17 protein-coding genes and 2 tRNA genes are annotated in these 18,940 nt (G+C 65.6%); 8 read left to right on the forward strand and 11 right to left on the reverse strand.

Going from position 1 to position 18,940, the window contains the following annotated elements; all coding sequences use genetic code 11:
• Positions 1 to 178: 178 nt before the first annotated feature.
• Together ACFOHJ_RS19875 and sufA are read right to left on the reverse strand one after the other, a co-directional pair.
• Positions 179 to 502, reverse strand: a complete 324-nt coding sequence (locus tag ACFOHJ_RS19875) for a TfoX/Sxy family protein (RefSeq protein ID WP_378223843.1) — start codon at positions 500 to 502, stop codon at positions 179 to 181.
• Between the two features lie 16 nt (positions 503 to 518).
• A complete protein-coding gene (gene sufA / locus ACFOHJ_RS19880) occupies positions 519 to 905 on the reverse strand; it encodes a Fe-S cluster assembly scaffold SufA (protein ID WP_378223845.1) in 387 nt (128 codons plus the stop codon).
• Positions 906 to 1,093: 188 nt separating this feature from the next.
• Between sufA and ACFOHJ_RS19885 the strand changes: the two genes are divergently transcribed.
• Complete coding sequence (locus tag ACFOHJ_RS19885; protein ID WP_378223847.1) at positions 1,094 to 1,405, forward strand: DUF1236 domain-containing protein; 312 nt, start codon at positions 1,094 to 1,096, stop codon at positions 1,403 to 1,405.
• Positions 1,406 to 1,435: 30 nt separating this feature from the next.
• Here ACFOHJ_RS19885 and ACFOHJ_RS19890 read toward each other — a convergent pair whose 3' ends face one another.
• The 6 genes from ACFOHJ_RS19890 to ACFOHJ_RS19915 form a co-directional block, all read right to left on the reverse strand.
• A complete protein-coding gene (locus tag ACFOHJ_RS19890; protein ID WP_378223849.1) occupies positions 1,436 to 1,822 on the reverse strand; it encodes an SUF system Fe-S cluster assembly protein in 387 nt (128 codons plus the stop codon).
• Between the two features lie 5 nt (positions 1,823 to 1,827).
• The gene (locus ACFOHJ_RS19895; RefSeq protein WP_378223852.1) at positions 1,828 to 3,069 is read right to left on the reverse strand and encodes a cysteine desulfurase; all 1,242 of its coding nucleotides are present in this window, start codon (positions 3,067 to 3,069) and stop codon (positions 1,828 to 1,830) included.
• Positions 3,070 to 3,179: 110 nt separating this feature from the next.
• Positions 3,180 to 4,445, reverse strand: coding sequence for a Fe-S cluster assembly protein SufD (sufD, locus tag ACFOHJ_RS19900; RefSeq protein WP_378223854.1), 1,266 nt, complete (start codon positions 4,443 to 4,445; stop codon positions 3,180 to 3,182).
• 11 nt (positions 4,446 to 4,456) lie between these two features.
• A complete protein-coding gene (gene sufC, locus ACFOHJ_RS19905; RefSeq protein WP_378223857.1) occupies positions 4,457 to 5,212 on the reverse strand; it encodes a Fe-S cluster assembly ATPase SufC in 756 nt (251 codons plus the stop codon).
• Positions 5,213 to 5,242: 30 nt separating this feature from the next.
• Positions 5,243 to 6,772, reverse strand: a complete 1,530-nt coding sequence (gene sufB / locus ACFOHJ_RS19910; RefSeq protein WP_378223858.1) for a Fe-S cluster assembly protein SufB — start codon at positions 6,770 to 6,772, stop codon at positions 5,243 to 5,245.
• A 197-nt stretch (positions 6,773 to 6,969) separates the two neighbouring features.
• Positions 6,970 to 8,130: a cysteine desulfurase family protein gene (locus ACFOHJ_RS19915; RefSeq protein ID WP_378223860.1), complete on the reverse strand. Its 1,161-nt coding sequence runs from the start codon at positions 8,128 to 8,130 to the stop codon at positions 6,970 to 6,972.
• Between the two features lie 245 nt (positions 8,131 to 8,375).
• Between ACFOHJ_RS19915 and ACFOHJ_RS19920 the strand changes: the two genes are divergently transcribed.
• On the forward strand, positions 8,376 to 9,050 hold the full coding sequence (locus tag ACFOHJ_RS19920; protein ID WP_378223862.1) for an alpha/beta hydrolase: 675 nt from the start codon (positions 8,376 to 8,378) through the stop codon (positions 9,048 to 9,050).
• Between the two features lie 175 nt (positions 9,051 to 9,225).
• Positions 9,226 to 9,903, forward strand: a complete 678-nt coding sequence (locus ACFOHJ_RS19925; protein ID WP_378223864.1) for an FMN-binding negative transcriptional regulator — start codon at positions 9,226 to 9,228, stop codon at positions 9,901 to 9,903.
• 3 nt (positions 9,904 to 9,906) lie between these two features.
• Here ACFOHJ_RS19925 and ACFOHJ_RS19930 read toward each other — a convergent pair whose 3' ends face one another.
• Positions 9,907 to 11,031, reverse strand: coding sequence for an anhydro-N-acetylmuramic acid kinase (locus tag ACFOHJ_RS19930; RefSeq protein ID WP_378223867.1), 1,125 nt, complete (start codon positions 11,029 to 11,031; stop codon positions 9,907 to 9,909).
• A gap of 102 nt (positions 11,032 to 11,133) precedes the next feature.
• Between ACFOHJ_RS19930 and tyrS the strand changes: the two genes are divergently transcribed.
• Positions 11,134 to 12,387, forward strand: a complete 1,254-nt coding sequence (gene tyrS, locus ACFOHJ_RS19935) for a tyrosine--tRNA ligase (RefSeq protein ID WP_378223869.1) — start codon at positions 11,134 to 11,136, stop codon at positions 12,385 to 12,387.
• Between the two features lie 22 nt (positions 12,388 to 12,409).
• Here tyrS and ACFOHJ_RS19940 read toward each other — a convergent pair whose 3' ends face one another.
• Entirely contained in the window at positions 12,410 to 15,814 is a 3,405-nt protein-coding gene (locus tag ACFOHJ_RS19940) for a YhdP family protein (protein ID WP_378223872.1), read from the reverse strand.
• 92 nt (positions 15,815 to 15,906) lie between these two features.
• Between ACFOHJ_RS19940 and ACFOHJ_RS19945 the strand changes: the two genes are divergently transcribed.
• Positions 15,907 to 16,374 (forward strand): peroxiredoxin, encoded by a 468-nt coding sequence (locus ACFOHJ_RS19945; RefSeq protein ID WP_378223874.1) that lies wholly within the window; start codon positions 15,907 to 15,909, stop codon positions 16,372 to 16,374.
• A 272-nt stretch (positions 16,375 to 16,646) separates the two neighbouring features.
• The gene (locus ACFOHJ_RS19950; RefSeq protein WP_378224016.1) at positions 16,647 to 17,939 is read left to right on the forward strand and encodes a peptidoglycan DD-metalloendopeptidase family protein; all 1,293 of its coding nucleotides are present in this window, start codon (positions 16,647 to 16,649) and stop codon (positions 17,937 to 17,939) included.
• Between the two features lie 124 nt (positions 17,940 to 18,063).
• Here ACFOHJ_RS19950 and ACFOHJ_RS19955 read toward each other — a convergent pair.
• Positions 18,064 to 18,140, reverse strand: a tRNA-Asp gene (locus ACFOHJ_RS19955).
• Between the two features lie 215 nt (positions 18,141 to 18,355).
• Between ACFOHJ_RS19955 and ACFOHJ_RS19960 the strand changes: the two genes are divergently transcribed.
• Together ACFOHJ_RS19960 and ACFOHJ_RS19965 are read left to right on the forward strand one after the other, a co-directional pair.
• Positions 18,356 to 18,431, forward strand: a tRNA-Val gene (locus ACFOHJ_RS19960).
• Between the two features lie 230 nt (positions 18,432 to 18,661).
• A complete protein-coding gene (locus ACFOHJ_RS19965; RefSeq protein ID WP_378223877.1) occupies positions 18,662 to 18,880 on the forward strand; it encodes a hypothetical protein in 219 nt (72 codons plus the stop codon).
• Positions 18,881 to 18,940 lie beyond the last annotated feature (60 nt).

Here is an 18,940-nt window from a genome sequence, read left to right on the forward strand (position 1 = left end):
CAAACAGCCCAAGAAGAATCCAAACTAAGTCTGATGTAAACACTGCCCCACAAGGGGGAGGGGAATGTCGCTCTGATTCCGCGAATTTATCATCACGACGTAGTGCGCTGCCGAAAAATCCCGCTCCCCCTTGTGGGGAGGGGTTAGGGGTGGGGGTCCACTCTCTACGGAAAAGCCGCTACTTCCCGCTTCTCAGTCCTGCCTCATAGGCCTTGCGTGCCCAGGCGGCCATTTCGTCGGCGTCGTCAAGCGCGCTTTCGGGGACGGTCCAATAGGGCATCGCGACCTGCCGGCCATGGCGGGAATGGGTGTAGACCCAGCGCCGGGCGCCGACGGCCTCATAGTCGGCGGCAACCTCGTCGTCGCCCTTGAGCAGGAGCTCGCCACGCAGCACGATGGCGATGATGACGCCGTCGCAATAGATGCCCTTGCCGCCGAACAGGCGCCGGACGCTGACCCTGCCGAGGCTTTCGAAAAGCTCGGCGATCCGCTCGTCGTCCATCGGGGTGGCGGCTGGGTCAGGCGGCGCTTTGCGCGCGTGCCTCGGCCAATGCCTTCAGGTCGGCGGGCTTCAGTTCCACCGATTCGCCGCAGCCGCAGGCCGAACTCTGGTTCGGGTTGGTGAAGGTAAAGCCGGTGCGCAGCGGCGTCTGCTCGAAATCCATTTCCGTGCCGAACAGGAAAAGCGCGGCCTCCGGCGCGACATAGACATGGGCGCCGCCGCGTTCGACGTGGTCGTCCTTGGGATTGGGCTCGGTCACGAGATCGACCGTGTATTCCATGCCGGCGCAGCCGCCCTTCTTGACGCCAAGCCGGATGCCATGGGCGTTCTCGCGCGCTGCCACGATCTCGCGCACGCGCTCAGCCGCCCTCTCGGTCATGCTGATGACGGAAAAACTTCTCATGTCCTTCTCCGCTTCCAGACAGGTTCAAGGCCTGCCGGACTCATTGCCCCTAAAATGGGGGAGTTTGGCCCGCGCCGCAAGAGCCAGGCCGTCGCGTGATCGGCCGTAACACTTTTCACTTTTACGGAACCGCCTTCCCCGCCCCACATTTTCAATTTTGAAAGGCCCGATCAACGGAGGCTAAACAAATGCTGATGCGAAACATGCTCCTCGCGGGCGCCATGCTTGCCGTTACCGCTTCGGCCGCTTTCGCGCAAACCGTCATCCTGCAACCGGACGAAGAGGTCGTGGTGCGCGAATACATCGTCAAGCGGCCGCCGCCGGAAGTCGTGCTGCCGGACGACTTCGACCTCAGCGTTGGCACGGTGGTGCCCGAGGACGTGGTCATCACCCCGCTCGACGCGCCCGGCATCGAGACGCGCTACGACTATCTGGTGGTAGACGGCCGCGGTGTCCTGGTGGACCCGGATACGCGCGAAATCGTCGAAATCCTCGACTGACGCCGGGGGTGAAGCGACAGCGGTCGGCGCTCAGTACCAGCCGACCGCGATCTGCGCTTCCTCCGACATGCGGTCGGGCGTCCATGGCGGATCGAAGGTCATGGTCACCTCGACGCCGGACACGCCCTCGACCGCGCCGACGGCGTTTTCCACCCAGCCGGGCATCTCGCCGGCCACCGGGCAGCCGGGCGCCGTCAGCGTCATGTCGATCTTGACGGTGCGGTCGTCTTCGATGTCGATCCGGTAGATGAGGCCGAGCTCATAGATGTCGGCCGGGATTTCCGGGTCGTAGACCGTCTTCAGCGCCGAAATGATGTCGTCGGTCAGCCGCGCCAGTTCGTCGGCCGGGAGTGCCGAAGGCGCGCTGATGCCGGAAGCGACCATTCCGGGCGTGGTGTGCTGATCTGCGTCGTCCATGCTCGTCACCCGAAGAACTTTCTCGCTTTTTCAAGCGCTTCCGCCAGGGCATCCACTTCGCCCCGCGTATTGTACATGCCGAACGAAGCCCGGCAGGTGGAAGTAACGCCGAAGCGTTTCAGCAGCGGCTGGGCGCAATGGGTGCCGGCGCGCACCGCGACCCCCTGCCGGTCGATCACCATCGAAACGTCATGGGCGTGGATGCCCTGCAACTCGAACGAGACGATCGCGCCCTTGTGCGGCGCATCGCCGAAGATGCGCAGCGAATTGATGGCCCGCAGCCGCTCATGCGCATAGGTTTTCAGGTCGTCCTCGTGCGCGGCGATGCGCTCGCGGCCGACGCTTTCCATGTAGTCCAGCGCCACGCCGAGCCCGATCGCCTGCACGATCGGCGGCGTGCCGGCCTCGAAGCGGTGCGGCGGATCGTTGTAGGTGACGAAATCCTCGGTCACTTCCTCGATCATCTCGCCGCCGCCCATGAACGGGCGCATGCGTTCCAGCATCTCCTTCCTGCCGTAGAGCACGCCGATGCCGCTCGGCCCGTAGACCTTGTGGCCGGTGAAAACGAAGAAATCGCAATCGAGGTCCTGCACGTCGATCGGCATGTGGACCGCGCTCTGGCTGCCGTCGACCAGCACCGGAATGCCGCGCTCATGCGCGATGCGGCAGATTTCCTTGATCGGCGTGATGGTGCCCAGCGCGTTCGACATATGGGTGATGGCGACGAGCTTCGTCTTTTCCGTCAGGCTCTTCTCGAAATCCTCGATATGGAGCGCGCCAAGGTCGTCCACCGGCACCCAGACCAGTTTCGCCCCGCGCCGCTCGCGAATGAAATGCCACGGCACGATGTTGGAATGGTGCTCGAGGATCGACAGCACGATCTCGTCGCCCTCGCCGATGTTCGGCATGCCGAAGCCATAGGCGACGGTATTGATCGCGGCGGTCGAATTGGAGGTGAAGACGATGTTGTCGGCACTCGGCGCGTTCAGGAAGCGGCGCACGGATTCGCGCGCCTTCTCATAGGCATCGGTCGCCGCGTTGGACAGGAAGTGCAGGCCGCGGTGGACGTTGGCGTATTCGCTGGCATAGGCGTGCTGGATGGCATCCAGAACGACCTGCGGCTTCTGCGCCGAGGCGCCGTTGTCGAGATAGACCAGCGGCTTGCCGTGAACCTCGCGCGCCAGGATCGGAAAATCGCGGCGGATCGCCTCGACGTCATAGGTTGCGGTTACGATTTTCTGATCCATGGTTTGCCTTTCATGCGGAAGGGCAGATGTATCCCGCCCTCCGCCATGGCTCCGGCCTGTCGCCCAAAATGCCGGGTCGCCGGCTTCTTGTCGTCTACGCCGAGCGCCAATCACCCATGCGCGACGAACCAGTCCACCAGGCGCTGTTCCAGCGCCTCCACGATCGCCTCGTCTTCCATCTCCTCGATCACCTCGGCGACGAACGCCTTGACCAGAAGGCCGCGCGCCGTCTTTTCCTCGATGCCGCGCGCCATCAGGTAGAACAGGTGGTCGCGGTCGATCTCGGTGACGGTGGCGCCGTGGCCGCAGACCACGTCGTCGGCGAAGATTTCCAGCTCCGGCTTGGTCGAGAACTCGCCCTCGTCCGACAAGAGCAGCGTGTTGCAGGCCATCTTGGCGTCGGTCTTCTGGGCATACTGGCGCACGTTGATGCGGCCCTGGAAGACGCCGTGCGCCTTTCCCGTGACGACATTGCGGATGATCTCCGTCGAAGAGGTGTGCGGCACTTCGTGGTCGAGCACCATGGTCACGTCGGTATGCGTGTCGCCCGCCAGAAGGTTGACGCCGCGCAGCGTGAACTCGCCGCCCTCGCCCTTGGCCGCGACCTTGACCTCCTGGCGCACCAGCTTGCCGCCCGCGTTCATCACGAACAGCGTGAGCTTGGCGTTCTTGCCGATCCAGGCGTTGAACTGGCCAAGATGGGTGACGCTGTCCGGCTGCTCCTGCACGATCAGCCAGGTGACCTCGCTGTCGTCGCCGATGACGACATTGTCCACCGACGAGACCAGCGCATCGCCGCTGCCGGCCTGCCGCTCGACGATGGTGGCGGCGACGCCGTCGCCAATCTTGACGGCAAAGCGCGCATGCGCCTGGCCGCCGGCCTGGACGTTCTGCAACTCGATCGGCTTTTCCAGCTTCGTGCCGGCCGCAATATCGAGCAGCCAGCCATCGGCCACGAAGGCGCTGTTCACCGCGCCGATCGCGTCATCGGTGGCCTGCGCCCCGAGTGCCGGCGCATAGGTACCGTCGCTGAGCTTGTCGGCAACGGGGCCGACCGTGACGCCCTCGATCGCCACCGGCTTCGCCACCGCGCCGTTGAGCAGCGCCAGTACCGGCGAGCCTTCGACCAGCGGCGCGAGAGCGGAGGCCCGGGCGCTGTCGTCGTAAGCCGGAACGGTCGTCAGCAGGCGACGCAGGTCCGTGTAGTGCCAGGTTTCGATGCGGCGCGTCGGCAGGCCGTGCTTGATCGCCTCGACGGCCTCATCGCGCTTCGACATCACCGCGCCGTCGCCCGGCAGCAGCGACTGGCGCTCGCCGAAAGCGTCGATCAGCGCAGTCTCGGCCTGGGTGCGCTGCGGTTGCAAGTGCATGTTCATCACGTCCCCCCTCAGGCAGCCTCGCCGATCACGCCGGCATAGCCATTGGCTTCGAGGTCGAGCGCAAGCGACTTGTCGCCCGACTTGATGACCTGGCCCTTGTAGAGCACGTGCACCGTATCCGGCACGATGTGCTCCAGCAGGCGCTGGTAGTGGGTGATGACGATCACCGCGCGATCGGGCGAGCGCAGCGAATTGACGCCGTCGGCGACGATCTTCAGCGCATCGATGTCGAGGCCGCTGTCGGTTTCGTCCATGACGCACAGCTTCGGCTGCAGCAGCTTCATCTGCAGGATCTCGGCGCGCTTCTTCTCGCCGCCGGAAAAGCCGACATTGAGCGGCCGCTTCAGCATCGCCATGTCCATTTCTAGCGTGCCGGTAGCTTCGCGCACGCGCTTGAGGAATTCCGGCACCTTCAGCGGTTCCTCGCCGCGCGCCTTGCGCTGCTCGTTCATCGCCACCTTGAGGAATTCCATGGTCGCCACGCCCGGTATCTCCATCGGGTACTGGAAGGCGAGGAAGATGCCCTTGGCAGCGCGCTCGGCCGGGTCGAGTTCGAGGATCGACTCGCCGTTGTAAAGGATATCGCCCTCGGTGACCTCGTAATCGTCGCGGCCGGCGAGCACATAGGACAGCGTCGACTTCCCCGAGCCGTTCGGCCCCATGATGGCGGCGACCTCGCCGTTCTTCACGGTCAGGTTGAGGCCGCGGATGATCTCGGTGCCGTCCTCGGCGATACGAGCGTGCAGGTTCTTGATTTCAAGCATTTTTTCTTCCTGAATCTTATTTGCGGGCGGTCAGCCGACCGAGCCTTCGAGCGAGATGCCGATGAGTTTCTGCGCCTCGACGGCGAACTCCATCGGCAGTTCCTGGATGACGTCCTTGACGAAGCCGTTGACGATGAGCGCGATGGCTTCCTCTTCCGGGATGCCGCGCTGCATGACGTAGAACTTCTGGTCCTCGGAGATCTTCGAGGTGGTCGCCTCGTGCTCGAACTGGGCCGTCGAGTTCTTCGCCTCCATGTAGGGCACGGTGTGCGCACCGCACTGGTCGCCGATCAGCAGCGAGTCGCAGTTGGTGAAGTTTCGCGCATTGGTCGCCTTGCGGTGGGCCGAAACCTGGCCGCGATAGGTGTTCTGCGAGAAACCCGCGGCGATGCCCTTGGAGATGATGCGGCTCTTCGTATTCTTGCCGAGGTGGATCATCTTGGTGCCGCTGTCGATCTGCTGGTAGCCGTTCGACACCGCGATCGAATAGAAGTTGCCCTGGCTGTCGTCGCCGCGCAGGATGCAGGACGGGTACTTCCAGGTGATGGCGGAGCCGGTCTCGACCTGCGTCCACGAAATCTTGGAGCGGTCGCCACGGCAGTCGCCGCGCTTGGTCACGAAGTTGTAGACCCCGCCCTTGCCTTCGGCGTCGCCCGGATACCAGTTCTGCACGGTCGAATACTTGATCTCCGCATCGTCCAGCGCGATCAGCTCGACCACGGCGGCGTGAAGCTGGTTCTCGTCGCGCTGCGGCGCGGTGCAGCCTTCCAGGTAGGAGACGTAGGCACCCTCCTCCGCGATGATCAGGGTGCGCTCGAACTGGCCGGTGCCCTTCTCGTTGATGCGGAAATAGGTGGAAAGCTCCATCGGGCAACGCACTCCCTTCGGCACGAACACGAAGGAGCCGTCGGTGAACACCGCCGAATTCAGCGTGGCGTAGAAATTGTCGGAGATCGGCACGACCGAACCGAGATACTTCTTCACCAGTTCCGGATGCTCGCGGATGGCTTCCGAGATCGAGCAGAAGATGACGCCGGCGGCGGCCAGTTCCTTCTTGAAGGTGGTCACCACCGAAACGGAATCGAACACCGCGTCGACCGCGACCCGGCCCGACTTGTAGACGTTGTCGTTGGCGCCCTCGGAAAGCTCCTCGCTCTCGGCCGGAGCCGCCTTCGTCACGCCGGCAAGGATCTCCTGTTCCTTGAGCGGAATGCCGAGCTTTTCATAGGTCCTGAGCAGTTCGGGATCGACCTCGTCCAGCGACTTCGGCCCGGTCACGCCCTTGGGCGCCGCGTAATAGTGGATGTCCTGGAAGTCAATCTTCGGATATTCGACGCGCGCCCAGGTCGGCTCTTCCATGGTCTGCCAGCGACGAAAGGCGTCCAGCCGCCATTCCAGCATCCAGTCCGGCTCGCCCTTCTTGGACGAAATCAGGCGGATGATGTCTTCGTTCAGGCCTTTGGGAGCCTTGTCGGTCTCAATAACGGTCTCAAATCCGTATTTGTACTGATCGACGTCGATCATACGGACCTGGTCGATGGTTTCCTGCACAGCAGCCATCAGCGTTCTCCATCCTTGCCGGGGTCAAGGCCCGGCAGTTTTCAAACTATGGCACCGCCTGTCGGCGTCCCCGCAAGGAACCTGGGGCAGTCCCCCGGGCGGCGTAAGTTCCATATAGTGCGTCGCCGCCGGAAATTCATCCGGCCAAGTGGAAACGCACCGCTCATCCAGGCCTATGGCCCGATTTCATCGCCGCCTCAGGCGGCCTTGTCGCGACCGGCGTGGTGCGCGGCGATCCGCGCCAGCGCCTGCCGGAACAACTCGAGATCTTCCGCGCCGGTCGCGGCGCCGATCGACACCCGCAGCGCGCCCGCATTCTCGTGTCCCATGGCTTCCAGCACATGGCTCGGCCCGACCCTGCCCGACGAACAGGCGGAGCCGGCCGACAGCGCGATGCCGGCCAGATCGAAAGCGATCTGCGCGGTCTCGGCCTTCATCGCCGGTATGGCGAAAAAAGTCGTGTTGGCAAGCCTTTCGGCCCGCTTGCCGAAAATTTCGGCGTCAGGGACCAGTGCCAGGACCGTCGCCTCGATCTCGTCGCGCCGCGCGCGCACCGCAGCGATGTCGGCAAGGCCTGCGGCCGCTGCCTTCGCCGCCGCGCCGAAACCGGCGATGGCAGCAAGGTTCTCGGTGCCGCCGCGATGGCCCTTTTCCTGGCCACCACCGCGCACGAGCGGCTTCGGCATCATCAGGTCGGCCGCGGCGACGATCGCGCCGGCGCCCTGCGGCCCGCCGATCTTGTGCGAGGACAGAATCAGGTAATCGGCATAACCGGCTGCGATATCGAGCGAAATCCGCCCAGCGGCCTGCACGGCGTCGAGCACCAGCACGCCGCCTGCATCCTTCACGATGCGGGCGATCTTCTCCAGGGGCTGGATGACGCCGGTTTCGTTGTTGGCGGCATGGATCGCCACCAGCGGCAGGCCCTCGGCCTTGTCGTGGCCGGCCAGCGCCGCAGCAAGCGCCTTGAGCCGGACGACGCCATCGGCATCGACGCCGATGCGGGTGACCTTTTCGGCCGGAAAGCGGCCGCCGCCGAGAACACAGGGGTGGTCCGCCTCGCAGACATAGAGGCGGCCCATGCGCAGCGGCGCGCGGCCCATCTGCCAGTCGGGCGTCAGCAGCGTCGTCGCCGCTTCCGTCGCACCCGAGGTGAACACGACATGCTCGGGCGCGCCATTGACCAGGGCGGCAACGGCGCGGCGCGCAACCTCGACGATGCGGCGCGCGGCGCGACCCTCTGCATGGACGGAGGAAGCATTGGCGGCAATGTCGAGGGCGGCAAGCATCGCCTCGCGCGCGGCGGGAAGCAGCGGCGCACTGGCGTTATAGTCGAGATAGGCGCGTCTTGCGGCCATTTTCGTTCGGTCGATCCCGTCAGAAGCCATTCCGCGAGGATAGCGCGTTATTTCCTTGAAATTCCAAGGTCAACCGTCCTATCTACGCTTCGCGGCACGGATGGCTGGACCAGAAGGTTTGGCTATCCAGTTTTGAACAATTCTAAACTAGCTTTTAGAAACCCACTTGCCCTTCGTCAAGGCGGAATCGGGGTCGAAGCGGGAGTTGTTGCAGGCCGCTCTCGTCGGTTCAGTTGGAGTATTTCATGCCTGAGGTCATTTTTACGGGTCCGGCCGGCCGCTTGGAAGGGCGCTATCAGCCATCCAGCGAAAAAAACGCTCCGATCGCCATCGTCCTGCACCCGCACCCCCAGTTCGGCGGCACGATGAACAACAAGATCGTGTACGACCTCTTCTACATGTTCCAGAAGCGCGACTTCACCACGCTGCGCTTCAACTTCCGTGGCATCGGCCGCAGCCAGGGCGCTTTCGACCACGGCACCGGCGAGCTTTCCGACGCCGCCGCGGCGCTGGACTGGGTGCAGTCGCTGCATCCGGATTCCAAGACCTGCTGGGTGGCGGGCTATTCGTTCGGCTCGTGGATCGGCATGCAGCTCCTGATGCGCCGGCCGGAGATCGAGGGGTTCATCTCGATCGCGCCGCAGCCCAACATCTACGATTTCTCCTTCCTCGCGCCCTGCCCCTCGTCGGGGCTGATCATCCACGGCGACGCCGACAAGGTGGCGCCGCCGAAGGACGTGCAGGGGCTGGTCGACAAGCTGCACACGCAAAAGGGCATCACGATCACGCAAAAGACGCTGCCCGGCGCGAACCATTTCTTCGCCAACGACTCGGCGCTGCTGCTCGAGGAATGCGCTGACTATCTCGACCGGCGGCTTGCCGGCGAACTGGCGGACCCGCGCCCGAAGCGGCTTCGCTAGCCGATCCTGCATCGATCACGGTCGAAAGCAATGGCCAGGGTTATCCGACCCTGGCCATTTTCTTTTCCGCGCCCCGCCGGTCTCCTACCCGTGCGCGCTGGCGGAGCGCTTGCCGGTTCGAGGCTCAAGCAAAGGCCGCCGGCGCGGGAGTAGTTTGGCCGAAAGGAGCCCTCCGATGTACCAGCCGCCTCATCATGTCGAAGACCGCATCGAGGTCATGCACGCCCTGATCCGCGCGCATCCGCTCGGGCTGCTGGTATCGGCCGGGCCGGCGGGGCCGGTCGCGAACGCGCTGCCGTTTCTCCTCGATGCCGATGTCGCGCCGAAAGGACGGCTGCGCGCTCATCTGGCGCGCGCCAACGGCCACTGGCGCGAGCTCGCGGCCAATCCGGACACGCCGGTGCTGGCGGTGTTCCAGGGCATCGACACCTACATCACGCCGTCCTGGTACGCGACCAAGCGCGAAACCGGCAAGGTGGTGCCGACGTGGAACTACGCCATGGTGCAGGTGCGCGGCAAAGCGCGGGTGATGGACGACCGCGACTGGATCGCCGCGCAGATCGACGAACTGACGCGCACGCATGAAAGCGGCCTGAAGCCGCGCGAATGGGAAGTTTCCGACCCCCCTGCCCCGTTCATCGAAGCGCAGATGCGGGCTATCGTCGGGCTGGAGATCGAGATCGCCGAGATCAGCGGCAAATGGAAGGTGAGCCAGAACCGGCCCGCCGCCGATCGCGAGGGCGTCGTCGCCGGCCTCAGGGCCAGCCACGGCAAGCCGAATGCGGCACCGATGGCGGACCTTGTCGAGCGCTACGGCGAGGAACGCGCGCGGCGCGAACGCGGCGAGACCTGATCCTCAGAGTTTCGCCAGCACGCCGCCGCTGACCGGCTCGCGGCAGCCCGTCGTGGTCGGGAAGGTGAGCGGCAGGCCCTGCAGCGAGCGCACGGCGAGATACGCCCAGGCTTCCGCCTCGGTGGCGTCGCCGTCGAGGCCCGCGTCTTCGGCAAGGATCACCGCCGCCCCGGCCCTTTCGGCCCCTTCGCGCAGGTCGGCGACGATATGCGGGTTCTTGCGGCCGCCGCCACAGACGATCCAGAGCTTCGGCGCTTCCGGCATATGCTCGACCGCCTTCAGGATCGAGCGCGCCGAGACGGCGGCCAGCGTGCGTGAACCGTCGGCCAGATCCATTCCCTCCGCCTCGGCCAAGGTGAAATCGTTGCGGTCGAGAGATTTCGGCCCGGATTTGGCAAAGAACGGCTTGTCCAGATAGCGCGCGACGACCGTCTCGACGATGCCGCCCTCGCTGGCGATGGCGCCGTCGGCATCGAAGGGTACGCCGCCCTCGCGCAGCACCCACTGGTCTATCAGCGCGTTCCCGGGGCCGGTATCGAAGGCGACGGGATCGCCGCTGCGCGGCACATATGTGATGTTGGAAATGCCGCCGATATTGACCAGCACGACCGGATAGCCTTGCGCGTAGGGTTGCGGCAGCGCGCGGGCCAGTGCGGCGTGATAGGCCGGCACCACCGGCGCCCCCTGCCCGCCATGCACCATGTCGTTGGCGCGCATGTCGTAGACCACCGGCAGGCCGGTGAGCCGCGCCAGCAGCCCGCCGTCGCCCAGTTGCACCGTGAGCCCGACATGCGGCCGGTGCAGCACGGTCTGGCCATGGAAGCCGACGACCTGCGGCAGGCCCCAGCCCTTCGCCTCCGAATCCAGAAAGGCGTCGACCGCCTTGGCGTGGCGCTCGGTGATGTCGCGCTCCAGCGCCGCCAGGCTGCCCGGGCGCTCGTCGCGCCGCTCGATCCGCTTCGCCTCCTCCAGCCCCGCCTCGATGCGGCGGCGAAAGGCGGCCTCGTAGCGCACGAAACCGGCCGGGCCGCGCTCGACGAAATCACGGCCGTCGGTCCTCAGCATGGCGAGGTCGATGCCGTCCATCGAGGTGCCGCTCATCAGCCCGATCGCGCAAAATACCGTCATGGAGCCGCTGTCCTTGTGATTCCGCTCGGCAAGATGCTAAACGCGCGCGACTGTACATGCCACGGCCAGCCCAAAAGGCCGGAGATTTTCCGGGAAAGAAACATGTTCGCCTTCAAATCCGACTTCCTGCGCATCATGAGCGAGCGCGGCTTCATCCACCAGACTTCGGACGACGCCGGCCTCGACAAGCTCTTTTCCACGGAAACGGTCAGCGCCTATATCGGCTTCGACCCGACGGCATCGAGCCTGCACGCCGGCGGGCTGATCCAGATCATGATGCTTTACTGGCTGCAGCAGACCGGGCACCGCCCGGTGGCGCTGATGGGCGGCGGCACCGGCATGGTCGGCGATCCGTCGTTCAAGGACGAGGCGCGCAAGCTGATGACGCCGCAGACCATCCAGTCCAACATCGACGGCATCAGGAAGGTTTTTTCAAACTACCTGAACTTGGGCAGCGGGGCGCGCGACGCGCTGATGCTCAACAACGCCGAGTGGCTGCTGCCGCTCAACTACCTCGAATTCCTGCGCGACGTCGGCCAGCACTTCTCGGTCAACCGCATGCTGTCCTTCGATTCGGTGAAGCAGCGGCTCGACCGCGAGCAATCGCTGTCCTTCCTCGAATTCAACTACATGATCCTGCAGGCCTACGACTTCGTCGAGCTGAACCGGCGTCACGGCGTGCGGCTGCAGATGGGCGGCTCCGACCAGTGGGGCAACATCGTCAACGGCATCGATCTCGGCCGCCGCCTCGATACGCCGCAGCTTTACGCGCTGACGACGCCGCTGCTCACCACCGCCTCGGGCGCCAAGATGGGCAAGTCGCTCTCCGGTGCGGTGTGGCTCAACGCCGACATGCTGTCGCCGTACGATTTCTGGCAATACTGGCGCAACACCGAGGATGCCGATGTCGGCCGCTTCCTCAAGCTCTATACGACCCTGCCGCTCGACGAGATCGCCAGGCTGGAGGCGCTGGGCGGCTCGGAGATCAACGAGGCGAAAAAGGTGCTCGCCACCGAGGTCACCGCGCTGCTGCACGGGCGCGAGGCGGCTAACGCCGCCGGCGAGACGGCGCGCAAGACCTTCGAGGAAGGCGTGACCGCCGACAGCCTGCCCACCGTCAAGGTGGAAAAGGCTTTGCTGGAAGCCGGCATCGGCATCCTTTCCCTGTTCGTGTCGGCCGGCCTTGCCGCCTCCAACGGCGAGGCGCGCCGGCATATCCAGGGCGGCGCGGTGCGCCTCAACGACCAGCCGGTGACCGACGAGCGGCGGCTGGTGACGCTTCAGGACCTGAATCCGCAAAACGCGCTAAAGCTGTCGCTGGGCAAGAAAAAACACATGCTGGTGCGGCCGGCCTGACCGGCCGCATCGGCGGCGCCCGCTATCGGTATTCGAAGATCGAGCGGAAGATTCCCGGGGCGATCACCGACAGCGGATTGATCTCGAGATTGGGCTCGCCGGCACCGCCCCGCAGCCGGTAGGTCACGCCGATCAGGCCGCGGTCTCGGCCATTGCCCAGAAGCGCGCCGATGACCGGCAGTTCACCGAAGATGCGGTTGAGGCCATAGGCCGGCATGAAGGTGCCGGTCATGTCCATGTTGTTGTCCTGGTCGTAGAGGGTGCCCTGGAACGTGGTGCCGATCAGCGGCCCGCGCAGCACGCCGTTCGAAAGCCGCAGATAGCCATTGCCCTTCTCGATCTGGGCCGCGCCGCGCTCGAACTTGACCTGCGACGTGTCGATGTTGCCGCGGACGGCCTGGTTGAGGCTGCGGTTGCCGCCGGCCGGCGTGGTCGAGACGATGGAGGCAAGCTTCGGCTCGTCGACGATGAGGAAGTCGCGCGCGACCACCGTGCCCGTCATCGGCCCGGTAGCGCCGCCGTTCAGAGTCAGCGAAATACCGCCGCCCTGCATATGCTCGTAGATGTCGAGGAAGCGCAGCATCGCGCCGGCGTCGGCCGATTTCATCGCCAGCGCGCGGCCGTCGCCGTCGCCCGTATCGGTCACGGTAATTGCGCCGCCCGACCCTGACGTGGCGCTGAGCCTGAGGCCGCTCAGCCTCGAGCCGGCAGCGCTGTAGTCCAGCTTGAGATCAGACAGCTTTTCGCCATGGAAGCCGGTGAGCGTCTTTACGTCGGCATGCACCGAAACCGACTGGCTGCCGCCCGCCTTGCCGGCCTTGCCGCCGTCCGAGGTGAACTGCTTGACCAGCGCGCGCGCGTCCAGCGCCTCGCCGGTGACATCGACCGCATAGCCCTTCGTCGTCTTCCTGACCGACACGGAGACATTGTCGCCCCGGTTCAGCACGACCTTCGAGAACCGGGCGGAGGCGAGATCGCCGCCCGACAACCCGACGGTTCCCTTGAGAGCAAAGCTTTTGCCGTCGAGTTCGAAGTCCGACAGCGTGGTCGTGTTGTCGGTCCTTGCCATGGTGAAGGCGACGCTGGCGGGAATGCCCGGCCCCTTGCTCCAGCCGACCCATGGGATGTTCAGCCGGGCATTGGTGAGGTCGGCCGTCACTGCCTGCCCGCCGTCCCCGTTGCGGTCGAGCGACACCTTGACCGTGCCGCCGAGAAGCGTCGACAGCCCCGGCATGAAAGCCTCGCGGACCTTGTCGTCGAGCACCAGCGCGACCTTGCGGCTTCGCGGCGGCCCTTCCGGGGCCAGCGGCTCGACCATGTCGACCTCGGCCGGCATGCCGTTCAAGAGGGCGTGGGCGTCGATCACCGCCTTTTGCGGGTCGACCGTTATCGATCCGTCCGCTCCGGCGACCACCTGGCCGTCGAACGGCTTCGCCAGCGCCAGCTTCCTGTAGTCGAGCGCCACCAGCCAGCCGAGGTCCTTCGTGTCGATGCCCGATTGCAGCGGGATGTCGGCCTTGACGTTGCCGGTGACCACGCCGGAAATATCCTCCGGCAGAAGCCCGACATGGCGCATGGCGTTGATGGGCTCATAGGAGGCGAGTTCGACGATTGCCGGCGCCTCGCCGGCGACGTCGAGGTCGAGCCTGCCGATCACCGGGCGGTGGCCGGCATCCGGGATGGAGAGCGTACCGTTGCTCGCCGCCACCGTGCGGCCGCTCGGCATGTAGACCGTGCCCGAGGACAGTGAGATGGCGACATCGTCGCCGCGAAACTTCACCACGCCGTTGGCGTCGCGCACCGGCGGGATATGGCCTGCCGTATCGAAGCGGGAGCCGACCAGTTGGAAGCGGCCGAAGACCTCGTTGCCGGAAAGCGGCACGCCGTTGCCGAGCCGAGCCGGCGCGACCTGGAACTGCAGGTTCGCGTCCGCGACCCGGCCGCCGAACACGTTGCTCAGCACCCATTCGCGCGCCCGGCTGCCGGTGAACCACGGCCACAGTTGCTTGACGTGCGAAACCGCCATGTCGTGCACGTTGAGGGCCAGCGAGATGCCGGGCGGCCGGGTGCCGACGAAATCGAGGGCGGCCTTGCCGAGCACCTCCCCGCGCGGTCCGGCCTTGACGGCGATGGTGTCGGCGTCGAGCCGTCCGTCCTGCGCGTTGAAGACGCCGGCGATGCGCGCGATGAGCGGCATGGCCGGCTCGGGTGAATCGACCGGCGCCAGCGTCGAATCGTTGCTGACGAAGTCGTACCGATAGGTCGGCTTCTCGCCTGCCGCCCCGGTCGGCGGGCTGGGGCCGATGGAGCCCTGGAAATCGAAGCTGGAACGGCCCGCCGCCAGCCGCAAATGATCGACGGAGACCTTGTTGGCGCCGGTGACCAGCGTCGCGTCGAGCGCGAGCGCGCCGGCCAGAGGCCCGCGCGAGCCGAAGCCGAGGACGAAGTCGGCGAGCGAGAGCGAGGCCGCCAGCCGCGCCGGGCTGTCGGCGCCGCCCTCCGCGCCGCTCAGGTGCAGCGCCAGAGGGCCGAGTTTCGAGTCGCCATCTGGCGGCGGCGCGGCGGCGGCTTGCCCGACGGCCGGCTGCAAGGCGGCATCGACCTCCAGGTCGGTGATGCGCCGGTTCACGTCGTCGCGGACAGCGGAGCCGGTAAGGGTCAACAGCCGGCCGTCGATGGCCGCCTGCGACGACAACCGCATCTGGCCGGAGCCGGATTGCCGGACCATGGCCTTGGCGATCCTGACCAGGCCGACCGGCCCGGAAGACGGCAGGACGAAGTCGACATTGGCAAGGCCGATCTCACGGATCGAATCCCGGCGCACCGCATCCAGCGCCTGGTGCGTGGCCGAGAAGACGGCCGCGCTGAGCTTGTCCGGGTCGAGCAGGCCCTGCTCGTTGCGCAAGCCGGCGGCCCAGTCGCCTCCCCCGGTCACGGGAAGCGCATCGGCGACGATGCGCGCATCGGAAATACGCACGCTGGTCAGGCGAACCTGCCCGCCGAGCAGCGGAAACAGGCGGACGCCGAAGCGCAACCGGCCGGCATCCAGCATCGGCTGGCCGTCGGCGCTCTTCACGCTGACATTGTCGGCCCTGAGCGCCAGGAAGCTCGACCCGTCGAGCGTTATCGCGGTCGCACCGATGGCGACGTCGACATTGACGCCGGCGAGCGCCTCGATCGCCTTCTCGGCTTCCGCCCGCAGGCGGCCGGCCCCGATGCCCGACCAGTTGAAGGCATAGACGGCCGCGACCAGCAGCAAGGCGAAAAGCGCCAGGCCCACGCCCAGCCGGCCGAATACGCGCATGGTACGCCCGATGGCGGCCTGCCCGAGCGGCGGCACCCGGCACGCCGAGGGCAATGCGCCGAGATCGGCTATCTCATCGCGCCGAAACCTGATCTTTTCGTGCTGGGGGGTGTCCTGATCCACTGCTCTTCCATTGCGCGAATTCGATCGTGGACGAATCCCGGTACGGCATTATAACGACGGCCGCGCGCCTAACGTCAAACAAGGGCATCGATATGGCAGAACTGAGCCTCGGGGACCTCGCCCCCGCCTTCACGCTTCCACGCGACGGCGGCGGCTCGATCGCGCTGTCCGACTTCGCCGGAAAGCCGGTCGTGCTCTACTTCTACCCGCGCGACGACACCTCCGGCTGCACCAGCGAAGCGATCGACTTCTCGCGGCTGAAACCGGATTTCGACAAGGCCGGCGCGGTGGTGATCGGCGTGTCACCGGACAGTGCCGCCAAACACGACAAATTCAAGGCCAAGCACAGCCTGACCGTCGAGCTTGCCGCCGACGAGGAACGCAAGGCCATCGAGGCCTACGGGGTCTGGGTGGAAAAGTCGCTCTATGGCCGCCGCTACATGGGCGTCGAGCGCGCCACCTTTCTGATCGGCCCGGACGGCCGCATCGCCGCCCTCTGGCGCAAGGTCCGCGTGAAGGGCCACGCGCAGGCGGTGCTGGAGACGGTGCGCCAGCTCTAGCCCGGGTGACGGTTAGTTGCCCTTCCCGTCCGCGTCATTCCGGGGCCGCATAGCGGAACCCGGAATCCATCACGCCAGCCTTGCTCGTCCGGATACAAGCTTTCGGCGTTCCGCTCTGCATTCCAGGTGCTGCTGCGCGGCCCGCGGAGTGACGACCCCACTCGCCTCCAGTCAGGAACGGCGGCGGAAATTCGCCACCCCTAACGGCGACGGGCAAAGCTTTGTTAACCCTAACGATGTGTAATCAGGCCACATCGGCGGGGTGGATGAAGGTGAAATCAACCGGACAAACTTCGGTTTTCGGCAGGCGCAAGGAGCCGCACACGATCATCATCGCCCATGGCGACGAGATCCGGCACTTCACGCTGCGGCCCTGGGCCGCCTGTCTTGCCGGTTCGGTGCTGGCGGCGGCCGCCGTCGGCTATCTGCTGGCAACCTCCTACCTGGTGCTGCGCGATGACCTGATCGGCGCGGCGACGGCCCGGCAGGCGCGCATGCAGCAGGCCTATGAGGACCGTATCTCAGCCCTGCGCGGGCAGGTCGACCGCATCACCAGCCGCCAATTGCTCGACCAGCAACTGATGGAGACCAAGGTCAGCGAACTGATCGAGCGCCAGGCCGAACTCAACGAACGCGGCAGCCGGCTCGGCTCGATGCTGGAGCGGGCCGAAAACACGGTCGGCGCTTCCCTGCCCTCCACCGCCCCGGATGCGGCCGACAAGCCCGACAACCGCGCCGAGATCACGCAGCCGGCCGCGGGCTACAGCCTGGCCAGCCTGGACGCGACCGACATCAAGCCGCTCTCGCTGTGGAAGACCCGCACCGGGAGCGCGCCGGACGACACGACGGCCGATCGCGCCGACCGGCTGTTTTCTTCCATCAACCAGTCGCTGCGCGACATCGAGAACAGGCAGATCAGCCATATCAGCCAGCTTGCCGATAATGCCCAGCGCAACGCCGACGCCATCTCCGATGCGCTGGAGACGGCGGGACTGCCGGCCGAGCGCTTCTCCAGCCCCGATGGCGGGGAGAAAAGCGACGTCGGCGGGCCGCTGATCCCGGTCGATGGCTCGACGATGTTTGACAGCAAGGTCAAGGACCTCGACGAGGCGCTCGACACGCTCGACCAGCTGAAGAAGGAAGCGCGCCGGCTGCCGCTGGCTAATCCGGCCCCCGGCCATGTCGTGACCAGTCCCTTCGGCGTGCGCACCGATCCCATCATCGGCACGGCGGCGCTGCACTCCGGCATGGATTTTCGCGCGCCCACCGGCATGGAAGCCCGCACCACGGCGGCCGGCGTGGTCGTCAAGGCAGGCTGGAACGGCGGTTATGGCCGCATGGTCGAGGTCGACCATGGCCAGGGCTACGCCACCCGCTATGGCCACCTTAGCGAAATCCTGGTCAAGGTGGGCGACAAGGTCACGGCCGGCGAAGTCATCGGCAGGACCGGCAGCAGCGGCCGCTCGACCGGGCCGCATCTTCACTATGAAATCCGTCACAACGGCGCCGCCCTCGACCCGGCACGCTTCCTGCGCGTCGGCAAGAAGATCGCCCAGTACCTGTAGGGCCGGCTGGCCGCACAGCCTGATAGCGATCTGTCGTACAAACCGCTCCCGAAGCGCGCTCGCAATGGCGAGCCGGCAACGGACAGAATTTTCGGAAAACCGGCTTGCTAAGCCTTTGAAAGAATGGCGCGAGTGACGGGGCTCGAACCCGCGACCTCCGGCGTGACAGGCCGGCACTCTAACCGACTGAGCTACACCCGCGCTTTGGACGAACCCGGCCGAGCCGTGTACGTCGCAGCGGGTGGATAGGGGTTTCGCCGCAGGGTGTCAAGCATGCCGCGACCGCATAAACGAAAAGAAGTGAAGGTTTTTTCACAGCTTTCCGCCGGGCGCCCGAAATTACCGTGCCGGCGGCATAATCCGGTCGTTTGGCCTTGCGGAATTGCGCACGGCCTGCTTAAAGCAGCCCGCAAAGCGGGCGATTAGCTCAGTTGGTAGAGCGCCTCGTTTACACCGAGGATGTCGGCGGTTCGAGTCCGTCATCGCCCACCATTTTTCCAATGATCTGCATCGGTTTTACGAAGGGCGGCCAGTTCGATGAACCCGGCCACCTCGTTTTGCCTGTTCCAGATAGCGCACGCCGAATCGTCAGGCGGCCAACCAGCGGCTCTAGGCACAGAAACGCCGCTCGGCGGGCCGGAGCCGCCGCTTGTTGGCATTCGGGGTTATGGTACGATTTTCCATCCGCGCCACCGGATATGACGCGGCGGGAGGACATCATCATGCATTCTCGAAAGTCACTCGGAATTGCAGTTCTGGCCGGCCTTTTCATTTCATTCACCAGCGCCGCGCTGGCTGCAAACCCCTACAAAACGCCTTGCAGGTCGGATGCGAAGCGTATCTGCAAGATGCAAAATGACGTCAAGGCGCAGAGCTGCCTCAAGCAGCACCTCAACGAGGTGACGCCGGCCTGCAAGGCGTTCCTGACAAAATCCAAGTAGCGGGGGCTAAAAGAGTTTCTGGGGTCTCGTCGCCCGCTGGCTTCGGCCGGCGGGCGCGAG

The sequence above is a fragment of the Aquamicrobium soli genome, from assembly GCF_042646345.1.
Classification (GTDB): Bacteria; Pseudomonadota; Alphaproteobacteria; order Rhizobiales; family Rhizobiaceae; genus Mesorhizobium; species Mesorhizobium soli_A.